Here is a 20,902-nt window from a genome sequence, read left to right as displayed (position 1 = left end):
GCGGCCCCGCCCTTCCACCGTGACGCGTCCAGGAGACACCATGACCCAACCCGCCGACACCGCCCTGCCGTTGACGGGCGCCCAGTTGGGCATCTGGTTCGACGAGCGGCTCTCGCAGGGGCGACTGGCCTACAACATGGCCGACTACCTCGACATCTGCGGCCCCCTCGACGCGGCCCTGCTGCGCCGGGCGCTGGAGACGGTGCTGCACGAGGCCGAGTGCACCAGGGCGCGGTTCTCCGAGACGGACGGCGTCCCCGTCCAGCACGTGCGGCCGCTCGGGGAACTGCCGCTGCGGCAGCTGGACCTCAGCGGCACCGCCGATCCGGTCGCCGAGGCCCTGCGGCTCTTCGACGAGGACCTGCACCGGCCCTTCCGGCTCACCGGCGGCCTGCTGTTCCGGTTGACGCTGGTGCGCGTCGCCGCCGACCGCCACCTGCTCCACCTGGCCATGCACCACCTGCTCGCCGACGGATACAGCCGGCTCGCGGTCTACCGCAGGCTCAGCGAGGTCTACGGTGACCCGGCCGCCGACGGGGGCGGAACGCCGGGTACACCGCTGCCCCCGCTACGGGTGCTGCTGGACGGCGAGGCGGCGTACCTGGCCTCGCCCGCGGTCGAGCGCGACCGGCTCTTCTGGGAGCGCCACCTGCCGCCACACGCCGAACCGACCAGCCTCGCCACCGAGGACCCGGCACCCGGCACCGCGTTCCTGCGGGTCACCAGCACCGTCGAGGCCGCCGACGCGACCACCTGGCGCGCCGCCGCGACGGACGCCGGGGTGACCTGGCCCACCTTCGCCATCGCCGCCACGGCCGCCTACGTCGCCAAGGCCACCGGCAACCCCGAGGTGCTGCTGACCCTCCCGGTGACCGCACGGCAGTCCGCGCGTGCCCGCACCGTCCCCGGGATGGTCGCCAACTACCTGCCGTTCCCGGCCCGGCTCCCCGCCCCGACGACGGTGGCCGAGCTGCTCACCGCGACCTCCCGGACCCTCGCCCGCTCGCTGCGGCACCAGCGCTACCCGGCCGAGCGGCTGCGCCGGGCGAGGGGCCTGACGGCGGGCGACCGGCGGCCGTTCGGACCGTTCGTCAACGTCCTCCCGCAGAACCCGGAGATCCGCCTCGGCCCCTGCCGGGCGGAGCTGCACAACCTCTCCACCGGCATCGTCGACGACCTGATGATCACCGTCCTGGACGCCGTCGGCGGCGGTCTGGAACTCCACATGAACGGCAACCCCGCGCTCTACCGCCCGGAGGAGATCCGGGGCCACCTGAGCCGGTTCGAGGCGTTCCTGCGCCGGCTGGCGTCGGCCCCGGCCCACACCCCGCTCGGCCGGCTGGAGATGGTCACCGAGGACGAACGCGCCGAGCTGCTCACCGCCGGCACGGGAGCCACCGGCCCGGTGCACGGCGGCGTGGTGGAGCGGATCCGGGAGCGCGCCGAGCGCGACCCGTCGGCCAGGGCTCTGGCGGAGGGCGAACGGACCGTCTCCTACGGGGAGTTGACGGCCTGGGCCGACGCGATGGCGCGGCGGCTGGCCGAGGCCGGCGTGGGGCCCGGCTCGCTGGTGGGCGTCCTGGCCGAACCCGGCGCGGTCTTCCTCGGCACGGTGCTGGCCGTCCTGCAGGCCGGCGGGGCCTGGGTTCCGCTGGACGTACGGGCCCCGGCGGCCCGGGCCGCCGGGCTGCTCACCGACGCCCGCGTGGGCCACCTGGTGGTCGGACCCGGATGCGCCGCGGCGGCCGACGAGGTGACCGCGCTGACCGGCCACCCGGTGCGGCGGCTGGCGGCGGACGGAGACTTCGACGCGGCGGCCGCGCCCGCCGCACCGTCCGCCCCGGTGGGCGAGCCGCGCGACCCGGCCTACGTGATCTTCACCTCGGGGTCGACCGGCCGGCCGAAGGGCGCCGTCGTCGAACGCCGCGGGATGCTCAACCACCTCCTCGCCAAGATCGAGGACCTCGGCCTCGGGCCCGCCGACACGGTGGTGTGGAACGCACCGGTGACCTTCGACGTGTCGGTGTGGCAGATGCTGGGCCCGTTGCTGGCCGGTGGCGTCGTGCAGATCGTCCCGCACGAGGTCGCCGCCGACCCCGAGGCACTGTTCGGCACGGTCGCGGACCACGCGGTGACGGTCCTGGAGGTCGTGCCGTCCCTGCTGCGCGCCGCCCTGGACCTGTGGCAGGTCTCGGACACCGGCCCCGACACCACCTCGCTCCGGTGGCTGATGGTCACCGGTGAGGCGCTCCCGGCGGACCTGTGCGCACGGTGGTGGCGGATCGCCCCGGTGCCGATGGTCAACGCCTACGGCCCCACGGAGTGTTCGGACGACGTGACCCACGCCGTGCTGCGGCCGGGGGAGGAGCTGGGCGCCCGGGTCCCCATCGGCCGGCCGGTGCGCAACACCGTCCTGCACGTGCTCGGCGGCGACCTGCGCCCGGTCCCGGTGGGCCAGGTGGGCGAACTCTTCGTGGGCGGCGCCGGAGTGGGCCGCGGGTACCTCGGTGACCCGGTCAAGACCGCCGCCTCGTTCGTCGCCGACCCCTTCGCCGGGGGCGGGGCACGGATGTACCGCACCGGCGACCGCGTGGTGCGCCGCCCCGACGGGCAGCTGGAGTTCGTCGAGCGCCTGGACCACCAGGTCAAGGTGCGCGGACACCGGATCGAACTGGGCGAGGTGGAGGCCGCGCTGCGCGCCGTCGACAAGGTGGCCGACGCGGCGGTCCGGGCGGTCACCGGCCCGTCCGGCACCACCCGGCTGATCGCCTACGTCGTCGCGCCGGACGTGTCCACGGACGCGGTACGCGACGCGGTCGCCGCGGCGCTGCCGGAGTACATGGTGCCGTCGGGCTGGGTCGCGCTGGACCGGATGCCGCTGACCGCGCACGGCAAGGTGGACCGCCGGGCGCTGCCCGATCCCGCCGGCGCCACCGCCGCCCCGGTCACCCGGCGGCGCCGCGGGCCGCGGCCAGGGGCCGAGACGGTGCTCTGCGAGACCTTCGCCGAGGTGCTGCACCTGGCCGAGGTCCAGGTCGACGACAGCTTCTTCGCCCTCGGCGGCGACTCCATCACCGCGATCCAGGTGGTCAGCCGGGCACGGACCCGCGGGGTGACGCTCACCCCCCGGGCCATCTTCGACCACCGCACCCCCGCCGCCCTCGCCGCGCACCACCCCGTGGGCGGGGGCGAGAACGCCTCGGCGGGCTCGGCGCCCCGGACCACGGCGGCCGACGACGGCGTGGGAGACGTCGAACCCACCCCGATCATCGCCCAGCTCTGCGAGGACCTGACCACGCTCGACGGGCCGGCGGCGCAGTACAGCCAGTACGTCGTCCTCCGCACACCCCCGGAGCTGACCGCCGAACGCCTCCTCCCCGCCCTGCAGGCCCTCGTCGACCGGCACGACGTGCTCCGGCTGCGGCTGGGCGAACCGGTGCCCGGCGTCTGGACGCTGCGCACCGGGGAGCCCGGCACGGTCGACGCCGCCGGCCTGCTCCACACCGCGGACGGCGCCCTGCCCGACCCGGCCGCCCTCGAACGGACCGTGGCGGCGCAGGCCGAGGCGGCCCGCGCCCGGCTGGACCCGCGCGCCGGCGTCATGCTGCAGGCGGTGCTCCTCGGCCAGGGGCCGGACGGCACCGGCCGCCTGCTGCTGCTGGCCCATCACACCGTCGTCGACGGCGTCTCCTGGCGCATCCTCCTCGCCGACCTGCGTTCCGCCTGCGAGGCGGTCGAGGCCGGGGAGCGCCCGGAGCCGGCGCAGGTGCCCACCTCCTACCGGCGCTGGGCGTCGCTGCTGGCCCGCGAGTCCCGCGCCGGCCGGCGGATCGCCGAACTCGACCACTGGCAGCGGCAGACCGGCGATCCGGCCGCCGGTCTCGGCCGGCGCCCCCTCGACCCGGCCCGTGACACCTACGGCCGGGCCGGCCGGCTGCGGCTGCACCTGCCCGAGGACACCACCGCCGCCCTGCTCACCTCCGCCGTCGCCGCCTTCCACGGTGAGATCAACGACCTCCTGCTGGCCGCGCTCGCCCTGGCCGTCGGCCGCTGGCGGTCCCGCCGCACCCCGGACGCCGGCCCGCGGGTCCGGGTCGAACTCGAAGGCCACGGACGCGAGGAACTCGACGAAGCGGCCGACCTGTCCCGCACGGTCGGCTGGTTCACCTCCGTCTTCCCCGTGCTGCTCGACCCGGGGGAGTTCGACGCCGCCGAGGCATGGGCCGCCGGGCCCGCCCTGGCCACCGTCGTCAAACGCACCAAGGAGCAGCTGCGTGCGGTGCCCGCCCGCGGCCTCGGCCACGGCCTGCTGCGCCACCTCAACCCGCAGACGGCCCGGTTGCTGGCGGCGGGCGGCACCCCGGAGATCGGCTTCAACTACCTCGGGCGGTTCACCGCGGACGGCGCGGCCGGCCCGTGGACCATGGACGGCGCGCACGCGGTCGTCGGCACCGGCGTCCACCCCGGCATGCCGCTGCGCCACCCGCTGGCCGTCACCGCCGTCACCGAGGACCTCGGGACCGGGCCGCGGCTGGCCGCCGAGTGGCTGTGGGCCGACGGCGTGCTGACCGCCGGAGACGTCGAGGAGATCGCCCAGGGCTGGTTCGAGGCGCTGCGGGCCGTGGTGCGCCACCTCGCGCTGCCGGACGCCGGCGGACACTCCCCGTCGGACTTTCCGCTGGTCTCCCTGACCCAGGAGGAGACCGACGACCTGGCGCGGGAGGGCGCCGGTGCCCTGACGGACGTGCTGCCGCTGACCGCGTTCCAGCGCGGCCTGCTCTTCCAGGCCCAACTGCGCGGCGACGGACCCGACCTCTACACCCTCCAGGTCTCCGCCGACCTGGTCGGCCCCCTCGACCCTGCGGCGCTGGAGCGGGCGATGGCCGCCCTGCTGCACCGGCACCCCCAGCTGGCGGCGGGCTTCCGCTACCGGGACGCCGGCGACCCGGTCGCCGTTCTGCGCGAGGGCGTCACCGTGCCGCTCACCCGGGCCGACTGCCGCGCCCTGTCCGGCCGGGAGCGCGAGGCGCAACTGTCCCGCCTCGCCGCGGCCGACCGGGAGCGCCACTTCGACCTCGCCCGCCCGCCGCTGATGCGCTGGACGCTGGTCCGCCTCGACGACCAGCGCCACCGGCTGATCTGGACCCTGCACCACATCCTGGTCGACGGCTGGTCCATGCCCGTCCTCGTCCGGGAACTGCTGACCTGCTACGCGGACGGCGGCGAGGCCCAGGGCCTGCCCGCGCCGGTGCCGTTCCGCGCCTACCTGGCCCATCTCGCCGCACAGGACCGCGCGGCGGCCCGGGCCGCCTGGCACTCGGCGCTGGAGGGCCTCACGGGTCCGGTGTACCTCTGCGCGGCCGAGCCGGGCCGGGAACCGGTCGAGCCCGCGTCGGTGCCGCTGCTGCTGACCGAGGCCGAAACGGCCGCGCTCACCGGGTTCGCGGCCGCCCAGGGGCTCACCGTCAACACCCTCCTGCTGGGCGCCTGGGCGGCGTTGCTGAGCCGGACGACCGGACGCGCCGACGTGCTGTTCGGCTCGATCGTCTCCACCCGGCCCGGCGGGCTGCCCGGTGTGGAGTCCATCGTCGGGCCGTTCCTCAACACCCTCCCGGTACGTGCCGCGCTGCGCCCGGACGAACCGGCGACCGACTTCCTGCACCGGCTGCAGAAGGAGCAGTCGGCGCTGCGCGACGCCGACCACCTGGCGCTCGGCGAGATGCTCGGCGGCAACCCCACGCTCGCCGCGGCCGGTGAACCCTTCGACACGGTCCTGGTCTTCGAGAACTTCCCGACCGTGGGCACCGGCGACCTGCCCACCGGGGCGGGCCTGCGGGTGGCCGACGCGGGCGCCCGCGACGCCCGCCACCACCCACTCAGCCTGGTGGTGCGGACCGGCACCCGGATGGAGATCCGTTTCGACCACGCGCCCGACGTCCTGGACCGGGCCCCCGTCGAGGCGCTCGCCACCGCCTTCCGCCGGCTGCTCCTGGGGCTGGTGGAGCACCCCGGCCGGCCCGTGACCGGACCGGACGAGCTGGGCCCCGACGAGGACGTGCTGCCCCGCGGCGCTGTCCCGGCGCCTGCCGGCGGGACGGACCGGGCCGGCACCGGACCGGCCCCCGGCGCGGCGGGTGCCGAGGTGGCCGCCGAGGTGGAGCTGCTGTGCGGACTGTTCGCGGAGGTCCTGGGGCTCGGACAGGTGGGCCCGCAGGACAACTTCTTCCTGCTGGGCGGGGATTCGATCAGCGCGATCCAGGTCGTGGGCCGGGCTCGGGCGAAGGGCCTGCCGCTGACCGCCGGCCAGGTCTTCCGGCTGCGTACCCCCGCCGCCCTCGCCGCCGCCCGGCCACCCGCCGAGGAGCCCGCCCCGGCCGAGGCCCGCACCACCGCGGACCCGACCGACCTGCTCGGCCTGGACGGCGACGAACTGGCCGCACTCGAAGGTGAGTTGGCGGAACTCGACACCGAGCTGGAGTCATGATGGCGATCACCCCCACGAGCCGGCCGAGCAGTGAGTTCCTGCCGCTGTCGCCGCTGCAGCGCAGCTTCCTCTTCCACGCCGACCTCGTGCAGGACGGCCCCGACATCCACGTCCTGCAGTTCACGGCCGACCTCGCCGGTCCCCTCGACGAAGGCCGGCTGCGCTCCGCGGTGCGCACCCTGTTCGTACGCCACCCCAACCTGCGGGCCTGCTTCCGCACCCGCAGGTCGGGGGAGCCGGTACAGGTGGTGCCCGCCGCCGTGCCCCTGCGCTGGACCTCGATCGACCTCGGCCATCTGCCCCCCGACGGGCAGCGTGCCGAACTGGAACGGATCACCGAGGCCGACCGCACCGAACGCTTCGACCTCAGCCGCCCGCCGCTGCTGCGCTGCACCCTCGTCCGCCGCGCCGACGGTCTGCACCGCTTCCTGCTCACCGTGCACCACATCGTGGTGGACGGCTGGTCCATGCCGCTGCTGCTGTCCGGCCTCTTCGAGGACTACGCCGCCGCGTCCGCCACCGCCGGCCCCGACGTACGTCCGGGGACCGGCTACCGGGACTACCTGGCCTGGCTGACCCGCCAGGACGGCCCGGCGGCACGTCAGGCGTGGCGCGAGGCGCTGTCGGGGCTGTCCGAACCTTCCCTGGTCGCGCCGGACGACCCGGGCCGCACCGCGGTCGTCCCGCACACCGTCCGCGGCCACCTCGCGCCACCGGCCGCGGAACGCCTGGCCGGCTGGGCGCGCGGCCACCAGCTGACCACCGGCATGGTGGTCCAGGGCAGTTGGGGACTCCTCGTCGGCCAGCTCACCGGCCGGGCCGACGTCACCTTCGGGGTGGTGGACTCCGGCCGGCCGGCCGAGCTGCCCGGTGTCGACTCGCTGGTCGGGATGTTCGCCAACACCCTGCCCGCCCGGCTGCGGATCGACCCGGCCCGCTCCCTGACCGAGGTGTTCACCGCCTTCATGGACCAGCAGGCGGACCTGCTTCCGCACCGGCACCTCGGCCTCGTCGACATCCAGCAACTCGTCGGCGGCAGAACCCTCCTGGACACCGCGGTCCTGTTCCAGAACTACCCGCGCACCGGCGAGGACGCCTTCACCGAACTGACCGGTCTGCGCCTGCTCGCCTCCGACATCCGCAACGACACCGAGTTCCCGCTGAGCCTGGTCGTCCTTCCCGGGGACGGCCTCGAACTGCGCCTGCAGTACCACCCCGGACTCGTCACCGAGCAGGCCGCCCACCGGCTGCTGGAACGCGCCACCCGGCTGCTGGAACGCCTCCCCGACGTCGCCGGCGAACCGGCCGGCCGCCTCGACCTCCTCGCACCCGGCGAACGGGAGCTCGTACTGGGCCGGTACAACGACACCGCCCGGCCCGCCCCCGGCCGGCTGCTGCCGGACGCCCTCGCCCGGCGGGCCGCCGCGGACCCGGACCGGGTCGCCGTGGTCAGCGACCACGGGACGCTGACCGCCGGAGCGCTGGAAAGCCGCGCCAACCGGCTCGCCCGGCACCTGCTCGACCACGGCGTCCGGCCGGGGTCCGTCGTCGCCGTGGCCATGCCCCGCACCGGCGACCTGCTGGTCGCCGTGCTCGCCGTCCTCAAGGCCGGCGGCGCGTTCCTCGCGGTCGACCCCGACCACCCGCGCACCCGCATCCGGTACATGCTGGACGACGCCCGCCCCGCCGTGCTGCTGAGCGCCACCGCCGAGGCCGCCGCCATCGGCTGGCCGGGCCCCACCGTCCTCGTGGACCGGCCCGCCGTCCACGACCTGCTGGACACCCTCGCCGACGGCGACGTCGCCGACGCCGAGCGGGGCGGCCCGCTCCACCCGGGCCTGCCCGCCTACGTCCTGTACACCTCGGGCTCGACGGGCCGGCCCAAGGGCGTCGTGGTCCCGCACGGCGCCCTCGCCAACTTCCTCCACGACCTGCCGCGCAGAGTGCCCCTGACCGGGGACGACCACATCCTGGCGACCACCACCTTCGGGTTCGACATCGCCCTGCTGGAACTCTTCCTGCCGCTGCTGACCGGCAGCGGCCTCGTCCTCGCCGACCGCGCCACCACCCGCGACCCGGCGGCCCTCGCGGCGGCGGTACGGACCCACGGCGCGACCGTCCTGCAGGCCACCCCCAGCCAGCTGCAGGCGCTGCTGACCTCGCAGCCCGCCTGCCTGGCCGGACTGCGCCTGCTGTCCGGGGGAGAGGCGCTGAGCGCGGCGCTCGCCGAGGGGCTGCTCCGGCACGCCGGATCCCTCGTCAACTTCTACGGGCCCACCGAGGCCACCGTCTACGTCACCGCTCACGAGGTACGGACGCCGGTCGACCGCACACCGCCCATCGGCACCCCGCTGGCCAACACCCGCGGATACGTCCTGGACGCCGCGCTGCGACCGGTACCGCCCGGCGTCGTGGGCGAGCTCTACCTGGCCGGCTCCCAGCTGGCCGACGGCTACCTCGGCCGCCCCGCGCTGACCGCCGAACGCTTCGTCGCCGACCCGCACGGTGCCCCGGGCACCCGCATGTACCGCACCGGTGACCTGGCCCGCTGGGACGCCGACGGGCAGCTGGAGTACCTCGGCCGGACCGACCACCAGATCAAGGTGCGCGGCCACCGCATCGAACCCGGCGAGATCGAGGCGGCCCTCGTCGAACAGCCCGGCGTGACCCATGCCGTGGTGGTGCCCCACACCTACGGGGAGGACGACGTACGGCTGGTCGCCTACCTCGTCACCCCCGACCCGGACCCGGACACCGCGCGGATCCGCGAACGGGTGGCCGCCGCGCTGCCCTCCTACATGGTCCCGGCGGCCTTCGTCCGCCTGGCCGAGCTGCCGCTCGGCCCCAGCGGCAAGATCGACCGCGCCCGGCTCCCGGAGCCGCCGGCCACCACCCGGGCCCGGCCCCTCCCGGCCACCGGCACCCCCGCGCTGGACATCCTGCGGGGCCTGTTCGCCGACGCCCTGGGCTGCGCCGAGGTCGGCCCGGACGACGACTTCTTCGTCCTGGGCGGCCACTCCCTGCTGGCGACCCGGCTGGTCAGCAGGGTCCGGGCCGCGCTCGGGGCCGAACTGTCGGTCCGCGCCCTCTTCGACCACCGCACGCCGGCCGCCCTCGCCGGCCACCTCACCGCCGCGCCGGCCGCCCGGGAACCGCTGCGCCCGCAGGAACGGCCGTCCTTCGTGCCGCTGTCGCACATGCAGCAGCGGCTGTGGTTCCTCAACCGCCTCGCCCCCGGCGGCGGCGCCTACCACGTGGCGTCGGCGGTCCGCCTCACCGGCGCGCTGGACACCGGGGCGCTGCGCGCGGCCCTGGGCGACCTCACCGACCGCCACGAGGTGCTCCGCACCGTCTACCCCGAACTGGCCGGCGTCCCCGGCCAGGTGGTGGTGGACGCCGCCGAGGCCCGGCCGGAGCTGCCCCGGTACGAGGTGACCGGTGGCGAGCGGGAGCTGACCGCCCGGCTCGCCGCCGAGTGCGCGGCCGACTTCGACCTCACCAGCGAACTCCCGCTGCGCGCAAGGCTGTTCCGGCTCGGACCGGACCGGCACGTGCTGCTCCTGGTGATGCACCACATCGCCGTCGACGGCTGGTCGCTGGAGGTCCTCGCCGGCGAACTCTCCCGGGCGTACCGGGCGCGGGCCGCCGGCCGTGCCCCCGAACTGCCCCGACTCCCGGTCACCTACGCCGACTTCACGCTGTGGCAGCGGCGCCTGCTCGGCGCCGAGGACGACCCCGAAAGCCTCCAGAACCGGCAACTCGACCACTGGACCACCTCCCTGCGCGGCATGCCCGAAGAGCTGGAGCTGCCCACCGACCACCGGCGGCCGCGGGTGGCCGGGTATGCCGGTGATGCGGTCGGCTTCACCGTGCCCGCCGGGATCCACCGCCGGCTGGCCGCGCTGGCGGTCTCCGCCGGCGTCAGCCCGTTCATGGTGCTCCAGGCCGCCCTCGCCGTCACCCTCACCAAACTGGGCGCCGGCACCGACATCCCCCTCGGCACCCCCGTGGCGGGCCGCACCGACGCCGCCCTGCACGACCTGGTCGGCTTCTTCGTCAACACCCTCGTGCTGCGCACCGACACGAGCGGCGATCCGACCTTCGGCGAACTGCTGCACCGGGTCAGGGAGGCGGACCTCGGTGCCTACGCGCACCAGGACCTGCCCTTCGAGCGCCTGGTGGAGGCGCTGGGCCCCACCCGCTCCCTGGCGCGCCAGTCCCTGTTCCAGGTCATGCTCATCCTCCAGAACACCGAGCGCCCGCGGTTCTCCCTGGACGGGCTGGAGTGCGCCCCGGTGGAGGTGGGCGCCGGCGTCAAGTTCGACCTCGCCTTCGAGATCGCCGAGGAGCACGACGCCGACGGACCGGCGGGCCTGGCCGGCCGGCTGGAGTTCGCCACCGACCTGTACACCCGTCCCACCGCCGAGCGGCTCGCGGAGCGCTTCGTCCGGCTGCTGACCGCCGCGGTCACCCGGCCCGCGGACCGGCTGAGCTCCCTTGCGGTCCTGGCGCCCGGGGAACGCCGGCAGCTCCTGGACCGGTGGAGCGCCGACCGGCGGTGGACCGCGCCCCCGCCCGTCACCCTGCCGGCCCTGTTCGAACAGTGGGCGCGGCAGCAGCCCGGCCACCCCGCGTTCGTCTCCGACCGGGACCAGCTGAGCTACCGCGAACTGGACGAGCGGGCCGGCCGGTTGGCCCGCCATCTGCGGGACCTCGGCGCCGGCCCGGGCACCCTGGTCGCCCTGGCGCTGCCCCGCTCGGCCGACCTGGTGGTCGCGCTGTTCGCGGTGCTCAAGACCGGCGCGGCCTACCTCCCGGTGGACCCCGGCTACCCCACCGCGCGGATCACGCAGATGCTGACCGATGCCCGGCCCACGCTCCAGGTCACCCGCACCGCGGTGCGGGCCTCGGGCGCGCTGCCCGGCGATGTGGTCGCGGACGGCCGGACCGTGGTGCTCGACGACCCCGCGACCGCCGCGTCCGTCGCCGCGCACCCCTCCCGGCCGCTGACCGACGACGAGCGCACCCGGCCCCTGACCCCCGCGGACCTCGCGTACGTGATCTACACCTCCGGTTCCACCGGGCGGCCCAAGGGCGTCGCCGTCAGCCACGCCACGGCCGCCGACCTCGCCCGCGACCACCGCGCCCGCCTCGGACTCGGCCCGCACACCAGGGCCCTGCAGTTCGCGTCCTTCGGCTTCGACGCGGCCGTGTGGGAACTGTGCGTATCGCTGTTCAGCGGCGGCACCCTCGTCCAGGCCGACGACGACCGGCGGGCCGGGGAGCCGCTGGCCGACACGATCGGCCGGCACGCGGTCAACCTCGCGGTGCTCCCGCCGGTCGTGGTCGCCTCCCTCCCGCCGGACGCCCGGCTGCCGGAGGCCATGCTGCTGGCGGTCGCCGGCTCGGCCTGCCCACCGGAGCTCGTCGAGCGCTGGGCCGGGGCCACCCGGATGGTCAACGCCTTCGGCCCGACCGAGACCACGGTCTGCTGCTCGATCAGCGAGCGGCTCGACGGGGGCCGCCCGCCCATCGGCCGCCCCGTCGCCGGACACCGGCTCTACGTCCTCGACGACGCGCTGTCCCTGGTACCGGCCGGCGTCACCGGAGAGCTCTACGTGGGCGGCACGGGCCTCGCGGTGGGCTACCTCAACCGCCCGGAGCTGACCGCGCAACGCTTCGTCGCCGACCCCTTCGGCCCGCCCGGCTCCCGCATGTACCGCACCGGAGACCTCGTGCGGTGGCTCCCCGACGGCAACCTGGACTACGTGGGCCGGGCCGACCAGCAGGTCAAGATCCGCGGCTTCCGGATCGAGCCCGGCGAGATCGAGAGCGCGTTGACCGAGGAGCCCGGGGTGGCCCAGGCGGCCGTCGTCGCACGTGAGGACCGCCCCGGGGACCTGCGGCTCGTCGGCTACCTGGTGCCTGAGGCCGGGACCGAACCCGACCTCCCGGCGCTGCGTGCCGCGCTCGCCCGCAAGCTGCCCGGTCACATGGTGCCCGCGGCCCTGACGGCCCTGCCGGAGCTGCCGCTGACCGTGCACGGCAAGCTGGACGTCGCCGCGCTGCCGGTGCCCGAGCGGCGCGGCACGCCGTCCCGGCCGCCCGCGCCCGGGACCGAACGGCAGGTCGCCGACGCCTTCGCGGAGGTGCTGGGGGTGGCCGGGGTCGGCGCCGAGGACGACTTCTTCGCCCTCGGCGGCAACAGCATCGGCAGCGTCCAACTGGTCTCCCGGCTGGCCAAGGACGGCCTGCGGATCGCCGTCGCGGAGGTCTTCACCGCACGCACCGTCGCCGCCCTGGCCGCGCTGGCCGGCCGCAGCCCGGCGGCCTCGGGCGACGGGACGGTCCGGCACCTGGAGGAGCAGTGGACGGCCGGCGGGCTCGACGCGGCCGGCCTGGACCCGTTCGCCCCCCTGCTGCCCATCCGGCCCACGGGCGAGCTGCCGCCCCTGTGGTGCCTCCACGGCGGGCTGGGCCTCAGCCTTCCGTACCTCGGCCTGGCGGCCCACATCGACCCGGCCCGGCCCCTGTACGGCCTCCAGGCGCCGCAGGCGAGCGGTGGCGCACCGCCGGCCGGCCTGGAGGCGCAGGCCGACGACTGCCTCCGGCTGATCCGGCGGATCCAGCCCGAGGGCCCCTACCACCTGATGGGCTGGTCCTACGGCGGCCTGCTCGCCCACCAACTGGCCGTCCGGCTCCGGGACGGCGGCGAACGGGTGGCCTACCTGGCCAACCTCGACGCCTACCCGCACGACCCGGCCCACGACGGGCCGCTGCCCGGCGACCGGGAACTCCTGGTGCGCTTCCTCGCGTACCTCGGGCACGAGGACGCGGCCGGGGCGGCCGACGGCGGCGCCGAGTCCGTCGCGCGGACGCTCCGCCGGCACGGGGGGACGCTCGCCCGGCTCGCCACCGAGGACGTCGAGCGGCTGATGGCCACCATGCGGCACCACGCCGACCTGGCGACCCGCTTCCGGCCCGGCAGTCACGAGGGCGAAATGACCCTGGTGGTCGCCGCCGCCGAGCGCACCGCGGAAGCCACCACGCACTCCGTCCGGCGCTGGCGGCAGCACGTGACCGGCACGGTGCACCGGCACGACGTACCGCACGAGCACGAGTACCTGATGCACCCCGGCCCCCAAGCGGCGATCGGGAAGATCATCGACGACGACCTGCGCCGCCTCACGTCGCGGCGCCCCGGAAGGCAGGCATGAGCACCCTCACCGTCGACACCCCAGCCGGACCGTCCGCCGCAGCCGGCGTCATCAGGGAGACCTTCGCCCTGGCCGGCCGGCGCCTGCGCCACCTGCGCCGGGCCCCCGGCCGCATGGTGGGGCTCGTGATGAACCCGCTGGTGATGCTGCTCGCCGTGGGCTACCTGTTCAAGAACGCCATCGTGTCCCCGCACGGCGGTGCCTACCAGGAGTACCTGATGGCCGGCATCACCGCGCAGATAGGCCTGGCCGGTGTGGGGCCCACCGCGGTCAGCGTCGCCCTGGACCGGCGGGCCGGGCTGATGGACCGCTTCCGGTCGCTGCCCATCTCCCGGGCGGCGGTGCTGACCGCGCACGCGCTGGGCGACCTGCTGATCGGGCTCGGGGTCCTGGTGGTGATCAGCCTCGTCGGACTGTGCATCGGCTGGCGGGTGCACGGCGACCCGCTGTCGGTCCTCGCCGGGTTCGGCGTCGCCGCCCTGTTCATCCTCGCGACCGTGTGGGTGGGCATCGCGCTCGGGATGACCGTGAGCAACATCGAGTCCGTCGACTCGATCGCGGCCCTCGGCCTGGTCGTCTGCACCTTCCTCTCGGACGCGGTCTTCTCGGCGTCCGCCATGCCCGCCTGGCTCCGCCCGGTGGTGGAGTGGAACCCGGTCACCGCGGTGGCCGACGCCATCCGCCACCTGTGGGGCAACCCCGTCCAGCCCGGCTCGGGCTTCCCCGGCCAGCACCCCTTCCTGGTCGCCGGCTGCTGGCTCGGGCTGCTGCTCGCCGGGGCCATGGCGGCCGCCCTGACCAGCTTCCGGTCCCGGGAGTGAGCCGCCGCGCGCGGGGCGGCCATCGGGCACCTGGGCACCCGGCGGGCGGAGCATACTGAGCAGCCGCTTACCATGGACGGGCATGTCCGCAACAGCACCAGGAGCCCCGTCCGTGACCGTCGAATCCCTTCCGGCCGCCGCCCTCCCGTACGGCCGGCTCGTCCCCGTCACCGTCCACTTCGACGACCTCGACGCGCTGGGCATGCTCCACAACTCCCGCTACCCGCTGCTCGTGGAACGCGCCTGGGCGGAGTACTGGCACGGCCAGGGCTTCGGCTTCGACGGCGACTGGGCCGCGGCCGGCGACATGTGCAACGTCATCAAGGAGATGCGGGTCTCCTACGAGCGCCCGGTCACCCGCCCCGGCCACTACGCCGCCCACCTGTGGATCGAACGCCTCGGCCGCACCGGCCTCACCTACGGCTTCCGGCTCTGCTCGGCCGACGGCGGCGAGACCTACGCCCACGGTCACCGCGTCCTGGTCCGGGTCGACTCCGCCACGCTGCGGCCCACGCCGTGGTCCGACCGGGCCCGCGCGGTGGCCGGGGAACTGATCCGGCCGGAGCGGGACGAGCCGGGGACGGCGGCGGACGCGGCCTGATCCGCCGGACCGGCCCCGGCCCGCCGCCGGGACCGGTCCGGCTCAGGACCGTTCCAGGTCGTCCGCCACCGCGGGCGCGCCCCCCGAGGCCGTCCGGGCCGGGACGGCCAGCACCCGGGCCCCCACGACCAGACCGCAGGCCAGCGCCGTGACCAGCGCGAACGAGACCGTCAGCGAACTGGCCTGGGCGATCTGGCCGATCGCGGACGGGGCGATCAGCCCGGACGTGTAGGTGATCGTGGCGACCCCGGCGATCGCCTGGCTCGGCGCCGGACCGCTGCGCCCGGCGGCCGCGAAGGCCAGCGGGACCACCACCGCGATGCCCAGGCCGATCAGCCCGAACCCGGCCATCGCCGTCACCGGGTGGCGGGCCGCGACGATCAGCAGTCCGCCGGCCACCGCCAGCACGCCCCCGGCCCGTACCGTGCGCACCGCGCCGAAGCGGGCCACCACCTTGTCGCCGGCCAGCCGCGCGGCCGCCATGGTGCAGGCGAAGGCGGTGGTCGAGGCGGCCGCCAGACCGGCGTCCGTGCCCAACCGGTCGCGGAGGTAGACCGCCGACCAGTCCAGCCCGGCACCCTCCGCGAACACCGCGCAGAATCCGATGACCCCGATGACCAGGGCCGACTTCGGCGGCAGCGCGAACCGCGGCGGCGGATGCTCCTCGGGGGCGCTGCGCAGGTCCAGCACGCCCCGGCAGGCGGCCGCGCCCAGCAGGGTCAACACCAGTGCGGCACCGGCGAGATGGAGCCGGGCGTCCCAGCCGGCGTGCGCGGCGAGGGTGCCGGCCGCCGAGCCGAGCAGGGCGCCCGCGCTCCACATCCCGTGCAGCCCCGACATGATGGGCCGCCCGAGCCGGTCCTCGGTCTCCACGCCGAGGGCGTTCATCGCGACGTCCGCCGTGCCGGAGGCCGCGCCGTACACCAGCAGCGCCGGGCAGAGCGCGGACAGGCCGGGGGAGAGGGCGGGCAGGACCAGCGAGAGGGTCCACAGCGCCAGCAGTGCGCGCAGTGCCGTCCGGGCGCCGAAGCGGTGACTGATCCGGCCGGCCAGCGGCATGGCCAGCGACGCGCCGATCGCCGGGAAGGCGAGGGCCAGGCCGAGTTGCCCGGCGGAGATGCCGGTGTGGTCCTGGATCCAGGGGATGCGGGTGGCGAAGTTGCCGGTGACCGAGCCGTGGACGAGGAAGACCAGCGCAATGGACCGGCGGGCGCGGCGCAGCCGGTCCTGGGGGAGCGGCGAGAGCGGGGAGAGGGGGAAGAGGGAGCCGTCGGGGGTGCCGGTGCCAGCCATGGGCTGTAAATTATCAGGAACCCTGCCTGTTAATAAGGGTGTTGGCCCGACCGGATGACAGAATCCCGCCCATGCACCCACCGCGCGCGGCAGCCGCCGGCCGCACCGCCTCCCCGGCCACCGCCCGGCTGATCAACGACCGGCTGGCCCTCCAACTCCTCCAGTCCGAGGGCCCCTTGACTGCCGGTCAGCTCAAGACGCTGACCGGGCTGTCCCGGCCGACCGTGGCCGACCTGGTCGAACGCCTCCAGCAGGCCGGACTGATCGCCGTCGTGGGCGAGAGCGGCGCACAGCGGCGCGGACCCAACGCCCGGCTCTACGGAATCGTCGCCGACCGCGCCCACCTCGTCGGCCTCGACCTGCGCACCCACAGCGTCACGGTCGCGGTCGCCGACCTCCTCGGCCGGGTGCGCGCCGAACGCACCGCCCCCGTCGGCGCGGACACCAGCCCCGACGCGGCCGTCGCCACCGCCCTCGCCGTGGTCGACAAGGCGCTCGCCGCGGCCGGCGCCGACCGGCCGCACACCCTCGCGGTCGGCGCTCCCGGCCTGGTCGCCCCCGCCACCGGCCGGCTCGGCGGCACCGACTCGATCCCGTCCTGGCACGCCACCCTGGTCGGTGAACTGCGCACCCGGACGGCCGCACCGGTCCTGCTGGAGAACGAGGTCAACCTCGCCGCCCTCGCCGAACAGCGCGAGGGCGCGGCCCGCGACCACGACACCTTCGTCCTGCTCTGGCTCGGCCACGGCACCGGCGCCGCGGTCGTCCTGGACGGCGCGCTGCGACGCGGCGCCTCGGGCGGCACCGGCGAGATCGGCTTCCTCCCCGTCCCCGGCACCGGCGCACTGCCCTCCGCCACCGGCTGCGACGGCGGCTTCCACTCCCTCGCCGGCTCCGCGGCGCTCTGCGCCCTCGCGGCGGAGCACGGCCTCGCCGTCCCGCCCGGCGAACCGGCCGGCCGGCGCGGCGCCGCCGGCCCCACCGACGCCCCGCCCGCCGAGGCGCTGGTCCGCGCCGCCGTCACCGCCGAGGAAGGCGGCACCGACCCAGCCGCCACCGCCTTCCTCGACGCCCTGGCCGCCCGGGTCGCCCTGGGCGCGGCGGCCGTCTGCGCGGTGCTCGACCCCGGCTGCGTCGTCCTCGGCGGCGAGATCGGCCTGGCCGGCGGCGCCGCGCTCGCCGACCGGGTCGCCGGCCGGCTGGCCCGGCTCTCCCCGCTGCGCACCGACGTACGGGCCGGCGCGGTCGGCGGCCGGGCGGTACTGCGCGGCGCGGTCCTCGCCGCCCGGGACGCCGCGCAGGACGAGCTGTTCGCCCCGGCGGGCTGAATCCGCTCCGGGTGAAGCCGGGCCGGGCCACCCGGCTCCGCGCGGCCCGGCCCGCGCTCAGTGCGCCGCCCCGCCGCCCGCCCGTTCCGCCAGGAACTCCGCGTAGGTCCCCACCCCGACGGCGTGTTCCGGGGTGAGGTTCCCGCCCCGGCGCAGCGCCGCGCCCACCTTGCCCGGCACCGGCACCGGCATCAGCAGCCGGCGCCGCCCACCCGCGTCGAGCGTCGCCCGCACCAGCTCCCGGGCATCGAGCACCTCGGGCCCGCCCATGTCCGTGACCCGCCCCGCGGGCTCCCCGGCTGCCAACTCGGCCAGCCGCGCGGCCACTTCGCGTACCTCCACCGGCTGCATCCGGATCCCGGTCGGCACCGGCACCACCGGCGACCGGGCCCCCGCCTTGACCATCTGGAGCACCAGATCGTGGAACTGCGTCGTCCGCAGCACCGTCCAGCCGATGCCGGAGTCCTCGATCAGCCGCTCCACCGCGAGCTTGGTCCGGTAGTAGCCGAGCGGCACCCGGTCCACCCCGACGATCGAGATGTAGACCAGATGCGGCACCCCCGCCGCCGTCACCGCGTCGAGCAGCGGCCGGGCCGCCTCCAGGTCACCACCGGACGGCGTCGAGGCGCAGTGCACCACGGCGTCCACGTCCGCGAGCGCCACGTCCAGTCCGGTGCCCTCGCGCAGATCGACCGCGTACGACCGCAGCCGCGGCCGTTCGGTGCCGGTGTGCGGCCGCCGGCTCACCGAGCGGACCTCGTGCCCGTCACCCAGCAGTCGCTCCACCAGCGGCCGGCCGAGCGTGCCGGTACCGCCGGTCACCAGAATTCTCGCCATCGTCGATCAGTCCTTGCGTGCGGGGGGACAACTGCGTCCCCGGTGCGTACCGTCCCCTCATGACGGAACAGCCGTCCCCGTTCGTGACACCGCGGCGCGCCGGACGCTGTGAGACAGCCCACAGCGGTTCGCCCGCATGGGCGACTACCGGCCGTGGCAGACTGAAGCTGTACTGACATAAGAGCAGCAGCGCACTCCGGGGTCGGTGTAATTCCGAACCGGCGGTAACAGTCCGCGACCCGTCCGCCTCCAGCGGTCGGTTGAGCAGGTGGAATTCCTGCACCGACGGTGAAAGTCCGGATGGGAGGCAGTGCGCGGCGGGCGAGCTTCGGTACACCGCCGTCGGCGGCGCCTTTCGGTCTTATCCGGGCGGGCGCTTCCTTTTCCGGCGCGGTGCCCCCGTTGCGTCGTTCCGCTTTCTGTCGTCCAGACAGCCCCGGAGTCCGTGCCCGAAGAGGCAGGAGGACCCGGTGGCCACCGCAGCCCCCGTCGAGACCGCGGCGATGCGCCGAGCCATCGAGCTCGCCGCCCGCGGCCTCGGGCACACCAGCCCCAACCCCGTGGTCGGCTGTGTCGTCCTGGACTCCCACGGCCGCACGGTCGGCGAGGGCTGGCACCGGCGCGCCGGCGGCCCGCACGCCGAGGTCCACGCACTGCGCGCCGCGGGCGAACGCGCCCGGGGCGGCACCGCCCTGGTCACCCTCGAACCCTGCAACCACACCGGCCGCACCGGCCCCTGCGCCCGGGCGCTGATCGACGCCGGGATCGCCCGGGTCGTCTACGCGGTCTCCGACCCCACCCCGACCGCCACCGGCGGCGCCGTCACCTTGGCCGAGGCCGGCATCGACGTCGAGGGCGGACTCCTCGCCGACGAGGCCGCGGCCGGCAACGAGGCCTGGCTGACCGCCGTCCTGCGCGGCCGCCCCTTCGTGCTGTGGAAGTACGCCGCGACCCTCGACGGCCGGATCGCCGCCGCCGACGGCACCAGCCGCTGGATCTCCTCGGCCGCATCACGCGCCGACGTGCACCGGCTGCGGGCCGCCGCGGACGCGGTGATCGTCGGCTCCGGCACCGCCCGCGCCGACGACCCGCAGCTCGGCGCCCGGATCAGCGGGCTCACCGACGACGAGATCAGCCAGCCGCTGCGGGTCGTCGTCGACTCCGGCGCCACCGCCGTCAAGCCCGGCGCCCGCGTCCTGGACGGCACCGCGCCCACCCTGATCGCGGTCGCCGAGGACGCCGACGCCGCCCACCTCGAAGGTCTCGCCCCGCTCGTCCGGCTGCCGCGCGCCGCCGGCGGACCCGGCCTGTCCATCCCCGCGCTCCTCGCGGCCCTGTACGAGCGGGACGTCCGCTCCGTACTCCTGGAAGGCGGGCCCACCCTCGCCGGCGCCTTCCTCGCCGCCCGGGCCGTCGACAAGGTCGTCGGCTATCTCGCACCGGTGCTGCTCGGCGCCGGACCGGCCGCCGTCGGCGACGCCGGAATCACCACCCTCGCCCAGGCGTTGCGGCTCGACGTGACCGACACCCAACGACTCGGCCCCGACCTGCGCATCACCGCCACGCCCCTCCGCCCCGCCCTCCCCGAGGAGAACTGAAGTGTTCACCGGAATCGTCGAAGAACTGGGAGAGGTCGTCGCCATCGAGGACCTCGGCGACAGCTCCCGCTTCCGACTGCGCGGCCCCGTCGTCACCGAGGACGCCAAGCACGGCGACTCGATCGCGGTCAACGGCGTCTGTCTGACCGTCGTGGACACCGCCGACGGTGAATTCACCGCCGACGTGATGGCCGAGACGCTGAACCGCTCCAGCCTCGGCGCGCTGACCGCCGGCTCCCGGGTCAACCTGGAGCGCCCCATGGCGCTCGGCGGGCGGCTCGGCGGACACCTCGTCCAGGGCCACGTCGACGGCACCGCCACCATCGTCGGGCGCACCCCCGCCGAACACTGGGAGATCGTCAAGATCGCGCTGCCGGCCGCGCTGTCCCGCTACGTCGTCGAGAAGGGCTCCATCACCGTCGACGGCGTCAGCCTCACCGTCGTCGAGGCCGCCGACGACTACTTCACCATCAGCCTCATCCCGACCACCCTCGCGCTGACCACCCTCGGCATCAAGCAGGCCGGCGACCCGGTGAACCTGGAGGTCGACGTCCTCGCCAAGTACGTCGAGCGGCTGCTGGGCCGGGGCTCCGCGGACGCCGCGGACCTCCACGACATCGAAGAGATCAAGGAGATGGACCGGTGAGCGTCCTGGGGGCCCTCGGCGACATCGCCGGCCGCGGCCTGGTCAAGGAAGTGGTCGATGCGACCCTGGCGCCGGTG

At 75.7% G+C, this 20,902-nt stretch carries 9 protein-coding genes and 1 riboswitch; of the genes, 7 read left to right on the top strand and 2 right to left on the bottom strand.

The window, feature by feature from the left end:
* Nucleotides 1-40: 40 nt before the first annotated feature.
* The 4 genes from IG62_RS0109590 to IG62_RS0109575 all read left to right on the top strand — a co-directional run bounded on the left by IG62_RS0109590 (nucleotide 41) and on the right by IG62_RS0109575 (nucleotide 15,123).
* Nucleotides 41-6,484: a non-ribosomal peptide synthetase gene (locus IG62_RS0109590; protein WP_030799834.1), complete on the top strand. Its 6,444-nt coding sequence runs from the start codon at nucleotides 41-43 to the stop codon at nucleotides 6,482-6,484.
* Nucleotides 6,484-13,701, top strand: a complete 7,218-nt coding sequence (locus IG62_RS0109585; RefSeq protein WP_030799832.1) for a non-ribosomal peptide synthetase — start codon at nucleotides 6,484-6,486, stop codon at nucleotides 13,699-13,701. The genes IG62_RS0109590 and IG62_RS0109585 overlap by 1 nt, the downstream gene beginning before the upstream one ends.
* On the top strand, nucleotides 13,698-14,522 hold the full coding sequence (locus IG62_RS0109580; RefSeq protein WP_030799830.1) for an ABC transporter permease: 825 nt from the start codon (nucleotides 13,698-13,700) through the stop codon (nucleotides 14,520-14,522). Before IG62_RS0109585 ends, IG62_RS0109580 begins: the two co-directional genes overlap by 4 nt.
* Before the next feature lie 112 nt (nucleotides 14,523-14,634).
* Nucleotides 14,635-15,123 (top strand): acyl-CoA thioesterase, encoded by a 489-nt coding sequence (locus tag IG62_RS0109575; RefSeq protein WP_030799829.1) that lies wholly within the window; start codon nucleotides 14,635-14,637, stop codon nucleotides 15,121-15,123.
* A gap of 42 nt (nucleotides 15,124-15,165) precedes the next feature.
* On the opposite strand, the gene IG62_RS0109570 is transcribed toward IG62_RS0109575, so the two are convergent.
* The gene (locus IG62_RS0109570) at nucleotides 15,166-16,416 is read right to left on the bottom strand and encodes an MFS transporter (protein ID WP_030799827.1); all 1,251 of its coding nucleotides are present in this window, start codon (nucleotides 16,414-16,416) and stop codon (nucleotides 15,166-15,168) included.
* A gap of 71 nt (nucleotides 16,417-16,487) precedes the next feature.
* Between IG62_RS0109570 and IG62_RS0109565 the strand changes: the two genes are divergently transcribed.
* Nucleotides 16,488-17,744, top strand: a complete 1,257-nt coding sequence (locus tag IG62_RS0109565; RefSeq protein WP_037838060.1) for an ROK family transcriptional regulator — start codon at nucleotides 16,488-16,490, stop codon at nucleotides 17,742-17,744.
* 57 nt (nucleotides 17,745-17,801) lie between these two features.
* Here the strand turns inward: IG62_RS0109565 and IG62_RS0109560 are convergent, their stop codons facing one another.
* Nucleotides 17,802-18,581, bottom strand: coding sequence for an SDR family oxidoreductase (locus tag IG62_RS0109560; RefSeq protein ID WP_030799823.1), 780 nt, complete (start codon nucleotides 18,579-18,581; stop codon nucleotides 17,802-17,804).
* Between the two features lie 187 nt (nucleotides 18,582-18,768).
* A riboswitch (FMN riboswitch) is annotated at nucleotides 18,769-18,899 on the top strand.
* 152 nt (nucleotides 18,900-19,051) lie between these two features.
* Between IG62_RS0109560 and ribD the strand changes: the two genes are divergently transcribed.
* Nucleotides 19,052-20,179 carry a bifunctional diaminohydroxyphosphoribosylaminopyrimidine deaminase/5-amino-6-(5-phosphoribosylamino)uracil reductase RibD gene (gene ribD, locus IG62_RS0109555; RefSeq protein ID WP_030799820.1) on the top strand — a complete coding sequence of 376 codons (1,128 nt, stop codon included), beginning with the start codon at nucleotides 19,052-19,054 and terminating at the stop codon, nucleotides 20,177-20,179.
* A gap of 1 nt (nucleotide 20,180) precedes the next feature.
* A complete protein-coding gene (locus tag IG62_RS0109550; RefSeq protein ID WP_030799819.1) occupies nucleotides 20,181-20,825 on the top strand; it encodes a riboflavin synthase in 645 nt (214 codons plus the stop codon).
* The last annotated feature ends 77 nt before the right edge of the window (nucleotides 20,826-20,902 follow it).

The organism is Streptomyces sp. NRRL S-337, assembly GCF_000720175.1.
Taxonomy (GTDB): domain Bacteria; phylum Actinomycetota; class Actinomycetes; order Streptomycetales; family Streptomycetaceae; genus Streptomyces; species Streptomyces siderophoricus.
The sequence above is the reverse complement of the archived record's forward strand: the minus strand, read 5'-3'. Positions and strand labels throughout refer to the sequence as shown.